General features: G+C 42.3%; 4 protein-coding genes and 2 pseudogenes. 5 read left to right on the forward strand and 1 reads right to left on the reverse strand.

Annotated elements, in window-relative coordinates:
- Positions 1–186 precede the first annotated feature (186 nt).
- A complete protein-coding gene (locus tag ACFQS8_RS14755) occupies positions 187–1,452 on the forward strand; it encodes an O-antigen ligase family protein (protein ID WP_382168771.1) in 1,266 nt (421 codons plus the stop codon).
- A 90-nt stretch (positions 1,453–1,542) separates the two neighbouring features.
- Here ACFQS8_RS14755 and ACFQS8_RS14760 read toward each other — a convergent pair.
- Positions 1,543–1,788: pseudogene (locus ACFQS8_RS14760) on the reverse strand (GDP-L-fucose synthase); the annotation flags it as partial.
- A 209-nt stretch (positions 1,789–1,997) separates the two neighbouring features.
- Between ACFQS8_RS14760 and ACFQS8_RS14765 the strand changes: the two are divergent.
- The 4 genes and pseudogenes from ACFQS8_RS14765 to ACFQS8_RS14780 all read left to right on the forward strand — a co-directional run.
- Positions 1,998–2,552 carry a hypothetical protein gene (locus ACFQS8_RS14765; RefSeq protein WP_382168773.1) on the forward strand — a complete coding sequence of 185 codons (555 nt, stop codon included), beginning with the start codon at positions 1,998–2,000 and terminating at the stop codon, positions 2,550–2,552.
- 165 nt (positions 2,553–2,717) lie between these two features.
- Entirely contained in the window at positions 2,718–3,974 is a 1,257-nt protein-coding gene (locus ACFQS8_RS14770) for an outer membrane beta-barrel protein (RefSeq protein ID WP_382168775.1), read from the forward strand.
- Positions 3,975–4,011: 37 nt separating this feature from the next.
- Entirely contained in the window at positions 4,012–6,270 is a 2,259-nt protein-coding gene (locus ACFQS8_RS14775) for a GumC family protein (RefSeq protein WP_382168778.1), read from the forward strand.
- Positions 6,271–6,341: 71 nt separating this feature from the next.
- Positions 6,342–6,670 (forward strand): annotated as a pseudogene (locus ACFQS8_RS14780) (transposase); the annotation flags it as partial.
- Positions 6,671–6,807 lie beyond the last annotated feature (137 nt).

The following is a 6,807-nucleotide window of genomic DNA, read 5'->3' on the forward strand; positions in this document are numbered from 1 at the left end:
GCCCTCATATGGGCCTTGGCGGCATAACACCCGCCATGAAGTTAACAATGGTGACGTGAATTCTACTATCAAACCCCGTTAAATATGGGGGGATTACAGCCTCAAGTAATTCTTATGTCTTTTAGGCATGTTTCCTGTATCTGAAATGAAATATTAGAAATTTCTATCCTATATTGGCACACGAAAATGACGACAGCATCTTGGGATACCTCTCCCCTTAATGAGCCAAGACGAAAAATAGCAAAAATCAAACTACCTGCTCAGGCCCAAAATTGGGAGGTTGCATTCGTTGCAATCTGGTTTGCTTTAACCGCAACCCTCATGCCTGGATTAGAGCTTTTAAGATATGCCTGCCTGCTAACCTTTATTTGTAGCAGCGCCTATCATTGGAAATATTTACTACGTTTCTCCAGGACGTTATGGTTTTTACTCTTATTTCCGGCATGGGTTATCCTATCCTCAATGTGGTCTCCATCGGGACAAGCATTGCGATTTGGCCTCATGCACGCAGTCGACATTATTGCGATCTTATACATCGCCTTACGCCTAAGTCCGCAGCAAATCATTAAAGCGCTATTTTACGGTTACTTATTCGTCGGGTTTCTTGTCTTCATGCATTTGCCAGAACTCGATAGAAGTTATTCTTCAGATGCTTTTTCAGAAAAAAACATGCTGGGTAACCGTGTCTTTTATCTTTACGCCGCAAGCCTTTATATTCTTCTAGATAAGAAGAGTCATATCTTAGAACGTAGCTTAGCCGGTATTTTAGTAATCCCGAGTTTCTATTCAATTTTTGTCGTTGAATCGACAACCAATTTCATATTGGCAATCATTACAACTGTTGTCCTGTGTGCAGTTACATTCTTGTGGACTAAAATTAGACAAATTCAATCGGGCCGTCTTATCATGATTGTTTTTGGAACAGTAATGACCCTCATTTTGGCGCTATTACTATTGTCTCTCACACAAAGCCCTATCGACATAGTATTAGAAGCCCTAGATAAAGATACTACCCTCACTGGTCGAACGACTTTGTGGGAAGATGCGCGTCGCCTTATATCTCAAAATCCTGTCATTGGTTTAGGTGCTGAAGGATTTTGGCAGATTGGTCGAGGGGACGCAGAGTCAATCATGATGGATCAGGGAAAAGAACAAGGCACACGCTTTTCGTTTCACAATTCTTACCTTGAAATAATGGTCCATTTAGGTATTTTAGGTTTAGTTTTCATGCTAATCCCCCTCACCTTCATAATCTATCGTGTCATAAAAAACTGGGTCTCAAAGCAAGACCTCACAGCCAGCTTTTTTGCCGTTATATGCTGTGTAACGCTTTTATCATCGATAACTGAATCCGACCTCAACAACGTGTTTGCTATCAATAAAGTTATGTTGTTTCTAGCAGGTCTAAATTCAATATCTTATCGCAAAGCCTATATTGAAAAAGCGCCCTAACCTGAAAATGGTTAGAGTGCTTCTATCCAATAAAAACCAACTCTATTAGAGTGTGAATTAGCTTCTTGCAGTCGCGTGATTATCCACAAACTACGCATACGCTTCACGCAATCCATCTTCTAATGAAATCGTATATTGCCAACCAAGGTCTTCAAGACGAGATACGTCCATCAGTTTACGTGGCGTGCCAGCTGGCTTCGCCACATCAAACACCAACTCACCCTTACAACCTGTAACTTTGGCAATTGTCTCAGCAAGCTCGCGGATCGTGCAATCAACAGTGCAATCAACACCCGTTCCAACATTGATATGAGATAGCATTGGCTGCGTATTCGCATCTTCAATGGCGCAGACCAGCACTGCTTGCAAAACAAGCGAATTGACAAATTTCTGCTATTTTATGATCCATCCGTAAAAAAGTGCTAACAAAACCCTAACGCACCACCTCAAGTGGTAGACACATTCTTGACTATCGGGTAAAGCCACTCCCGTCTGGGGGGATTTATTCCTCATTTTATTTTTTATATTGCTGAGGAGATTTTATTATGCGCTTTCGTAAAACCACTATTTCCGCTATTGCTTTTACTGCAGCTTTTATCTGTCACTCTAACGCCATCGCGATGCAGGAAGTAGAAGCAACTGAAGTTGCCGAAACTGAAACACCAGAAATCATAGACCAAGAAGCGGTTGATGTACTCATTGCACAACTTGAAGCTTTGCTTGCAGAAGCAACAACAGAAGCTGAAGCTACAGCCATCATAGCTCAGCTTACAGCTAACGCTGATATTGCTGTCGTTGCGAAGGCACTTGAAGCCGTCGCGGCCTCTCCTAAACTAGCATCAAATCCAGTTGCAAAATCTGCTGCCTCAACTGCCAACACGAACGTAAAAACGGCCATTGCCGCAGCAAAAAACACTTCACCTTCAAACTCGACTAGCGAAGCGACGTCAGAAGCCTCGAACACCGGCTCTACAGGTAATACCGGTTCTACAGGTAATGCAGGCAGCAGCGGTAATGCAGGTAGTGGGTTAAGCGGCAATGCTGGATCAGGTTCTGCTGGTGGTGGTGGCGGAAGCGGCTACACTGACGGGTTATCGTAGATAGAGAGTAGCAGATTATATTTCACTATGATCTGCTAAACAAATTCAAAACCCTCTCAAAACAGCACAGAAAAAAATTGAGCTAGCACTAAAACTGCGCGCTATGTGTTGTGGCTAAACACTGAAAATAGATTTTAAAACACACTTTAACTTATGGGGATAGTTATGGGTTCGTTAATTTCACGCGTTGTGTTGGGCGCTTCTATCGGTGTTGGTTTGGTCTCGCCAGCATTTGCACAAGACCAGCAAAAGAACGTATCAGTAAAACAAAGACCAAAACCAGAATTTGCGCCAAATGGCGTACCAATGGGTGCTTTTCGGGCTTATCCAACTTTAGATATTTCCGCACAATATGACAGCAACACATTTATAACAGAAACCAATGAACTTGAAGATTTTGTTGCGACTATTGCACCAGCAATTAATATACAGTCAAACTGGTCCAATCACAGCCTTTCCACAAATATTGGAGGCTTGTTCAACCAATATGCTGAAGAAACTGACCTCAATACAAATACGTTTTACGCAAACTCGAATGGTCAGTTAGATATTGATAGTGGCTTATATTTTACGGGTGGTGCTGGTTATCGAGACTCTGCTGAATCTTTAGCAAACGCCCCTCTTCCAAACTTGGCTGAACCTATCAAAACAAACTCAACAGATGTTAATATTGGATTTGTCAAAGGCATAAATAGGGTCCAGCTTGCCGGACGCGCTTCATGGGCACGCAATGAATATGGTGACGCCGTTACCAAAAACGGAACCGAGGTCTCTCAATCAGCTCGAGATAACGATATTACAAATCTAGAATTCAGAACTGAATATGAAATCTCTCCCGATACCAGCTTCTTTGTGAACCTTAAAGGGAATGGCCGCGCATACCCCTCCGTCAATGAGACCATTGGAGATCTAAACCGAGACTCGCAAGGTTATGAGGTTCTACTAGGCTCTAAATTTGATATTTCGAACTTAATGCGGGGCGAGATTGGTATTGGATATCTCAATCAAGACTACGACGCCGTTGCCGGTGGAAATGCTAGCGGACTTGCGTTCAATGCGGGTGTTGAATGGTTTGCAGATCAATTGATTACGGTAAACTTTGATGCGTCCAGAGGTATTCAAGATGCAGCCGTAAGTAACGCTTTTGGCTATCTGGCTTCAAACATTGGTGTCAGTGTTGATTATGAATTTCGTAGAAACATAATAATATCCGCTGGTACTGACTACGCGCTTGATGACTATCAAGATTTGGATCGGCAGGATTCCCGTTGGGGCGTCACTTTTGGTAGCGAATACCTACTGAATAAAAATGTTGCTCTTTTTACCGACATAAGTCGACGCTCACAATCAAGCGATGGCCTAAACCGCGGGAAAGATTTTGATATTAATCAAGTTTCATTTGGCCTGCGACTGCGTCGCTAATCTGCATTAGTTGATCTTGCTAAAACTGAGTAAAAATATGAACCAGCATCATCCATCTCAATTTAATGACAAATTTGGTCACCTAATGCATGCTTCCAACGCACAACCAAATGCGCCAGAAGAAAATGAGGAATTAATCAGTGTCGCAGATATTTTTGCTCTAATAGCGCGTCGATTAAAAGTCATATTATCTGTTTTCATTGTTGTATCTGCAATTGGTATAGCAATAACAATGACGCAAATACCAAAATATACAGCAACATCATTGTTAATGATCAGCCCAAATCAGGATAATGTTGTATCAGACACGCAATCATTATCTGGAAACATAGCTCCTAACGACACATTCGTTAATTCAGAAATAGAAGTTTTGAAGTCCCCCGCTCTAACAAGAAGAATGGTTGAGGAGCTCAACCTAATTGATGAACCTGAATGGAACCCGCTCTTACGTACACCATCAGCCATAAGGCAGATGATTTCTTCAGTTTTACCAACTTCGAAAGAGACAAATTCACCCGTTAATAGTGATGACCTATTAAACAGCATTGTAAGTGCTGTACAAAACGCTACCTCTATTTCACTTAAAGGAAAAACTTATGTCATAGAAGTCGCGGTAACCTCGGAAAGCCCCGAGATGGCAGCTAAAATATCTAATGCCCTTGCAAACCTCTACCTTGGCACAAAGATGGAAACACAATTTGCATCTGCAGATAACGCAAATGTATGGCTTTCTGACCGTTTAGAGCAATTAAAGCAAGAGCTGCAAATTAAAGAAGCGGCAGTGCAAGTATTTCGAGCCGACAAAGGTCTTTTGACAGCTGAGGGAGTAAGTCTAGTAGAAACGCAAATTGCCGATGTTCAATCGGCTGTTGTCTCTTCTAGAGCTGAATATGCAGAAAAAATGGCACGTTACGAACAAGTCGTTGAACTCATTAATTCAGGCGGGTCAGCTGATAGTATTGCAGGCGTCCTCAATTCCACTGTCATTCGAGACCTACGTGTAAAGGAAACAGATATTATTCAACGCCAAGCAGAGTTGGAAAATCAATTTGGTCCACTTTACCCCGCTGTTGAAAAAGTAAAAAAGGAACGTGAAGACCTCAACGCTCAAATTCGGGCAGAAATATCAAGGATTGCGTCTAACCTTAAAAATGAAGCCGATGTCGTACGCACCCGCTTAAACACATTAGAGAGCAACCTACAGTCTGTTCGAAAGAATCTGATCAGCAATAATAAAGAGCTTGTGCGGTTAAATGAATTGGAAACAGATGCAAAAGCTGCGAGAGTTGTATACGAAAGTTTCTTAACACGCTTTCATGAAGTCTCTCAGCAAGGTGAGTTATCCTCAATTGATGCCAAGATTGTGTCAGCCGCCCAGCGCCCTCGTACTCCCTCTTCACCCAACATAAAGTTGGGAAGCGCTCTGTCTCTATTTATGGGTTTGGGATTAGGTCTTGGCCTAGCTTTCTTTCTAGAACAATTTCGCAATGTCCTATCTTCTCCAGAAGATGTAGAACGCCTGATTGGATATCCAGCAATCGTTTCAATCCCAGTTGTGCAAAAGAAAGATTTTAAATCTCTACGGGGAGTAAACCGTAATCCTGCGGGTTATGTTCTGACGAAACAAATGTCGGCTTATGCAGAGGCTTTACGTGTTCTACGAACATCTGTGAAATACTCAGCATCAAGTAGTCCCAATAAGGTGGTCGCTATGACGTCAGCCTTGCCAGGTGAAGGAAAAACGACAACATCTCTTGCATTGGCGCGTATCGCCGCCAGTTCGGAACAGAAAACCATAATTGTTGACTGCGATATTAGACGCCAATCTATGAATGAGTTAATGGGATTAACTCCGAGCAATGGCTTACTAGAGGTACTATCTAATCAGGCAGAATGGAAATCCGTAGTTGTAAAAGATCCACAATCTGATGTGGATGTTATTCCGGTCGCTTCTTACACGCATTTCACGCCAAGAGATTTGTTTGGCACCCAAGCTATGGAAGAATTAGTTCAATCGCTCTCTCAAGAGTATGACTTAGTTATTCTCGATTGTGCACCTGTACTCGCCGTAGCAGAGACACGTGTTATAGTCACTTATGCAGATGCAGTTATTATCGTAGCACAATGGGGGAAAACTAACCCCAAGGCGGTTGCATCAGCTATTCATCAATTAAGCAGCACGACCTCTAATATTTTAGGTATAGCTCTAAATAAAGTAGACCCCAAAGCGCCAGGTAAAAGCTCCTATTATGATAGCCTTTATTATAAAGGTTCCAAGAAGTATTATCACTCTTAAGTTAATTGACCTGCGCCCTTAAAACTCCTCCAGAAATGAGTAGAATTCGTCTCAACATATGGAGATAATAAATGCGCCAATCACGTTTCACCGAAGAACAAATAATTGGGATACTTAAAGAACAAGAGAGCGGTGTTCCGACCAAAGAGGTATGCCGCAAACATGGTGTAAGCACAGCCTCTTTCTACAAATGGAAGGCCCAATTTGGTGGCATGGAAGTTTCAGACGCACGCAAGCTGAAGTCTCTTGAAGATGAGAATGCACGTCTCAAGAAGCTCCTGGCGGAACAACTTCTCGATATTGCTATCCTTAAAGAGGTGAACTCAAAAAAGTGGTAACGCCCGCTGCAAAACGAGAGGCTGCAGCTCACGTGTGCAAAGTTCACGGTGTTGGCGAGCGTCCTATTGCCCGGTAGTGGTTTGCAAGCAAACTGTAATCCCCCTAAAATTAATAGGTTTCAAAAGTAGAATTTTCACGTTTTATAAAACGAGGAGATTTGACATGAAAACATCAAGGTTTAGCGACGCTAAAATTATG

It is taken from the genome of Hirschia litorea (genome assembly GCF_042665075.1).
In the GTDB taxonomy this organism is placed as follows: Bacteria; Pseudomonadota; Alphaproteobacteria; order Caulobacterales; family Hyphomonadaceae; genus Hirschia; species Hirschia litorea.

Excerpts from the sequence above, each read along its gene's own strand:
- ACFQS8_RS14755 (WP_382168771.1), top strand. The coding sequence starts at position 187 with ATGACGACAGCATCTTGGGATACCTCTCCCCTTAATGAGCCAAGACGA.
- ACFQS8_RS14765 (WP_382168773.1), top strand. The coding sequence starts at position 1,998 with ATGCGCTTTCGTAAAACCACTATTTCCGCTATTGCTTTTACTGCAGCT.
- ACFQS8_RS14770 (WP_382168775.1), top strand. The coding sequence starts at position 2,718 with ATGGGTTCGTTAATTTCACGCGTTGTGTTGGGCGCTTCTATCGGTGTT.
- ACFQS8_RS14775 (WP_382168778.1), top strand. The coding sequence starts at position 4,012 with ATGAACCAGCATCATCCATCTCAATTTAATGACAAATTTGGTCACCTA.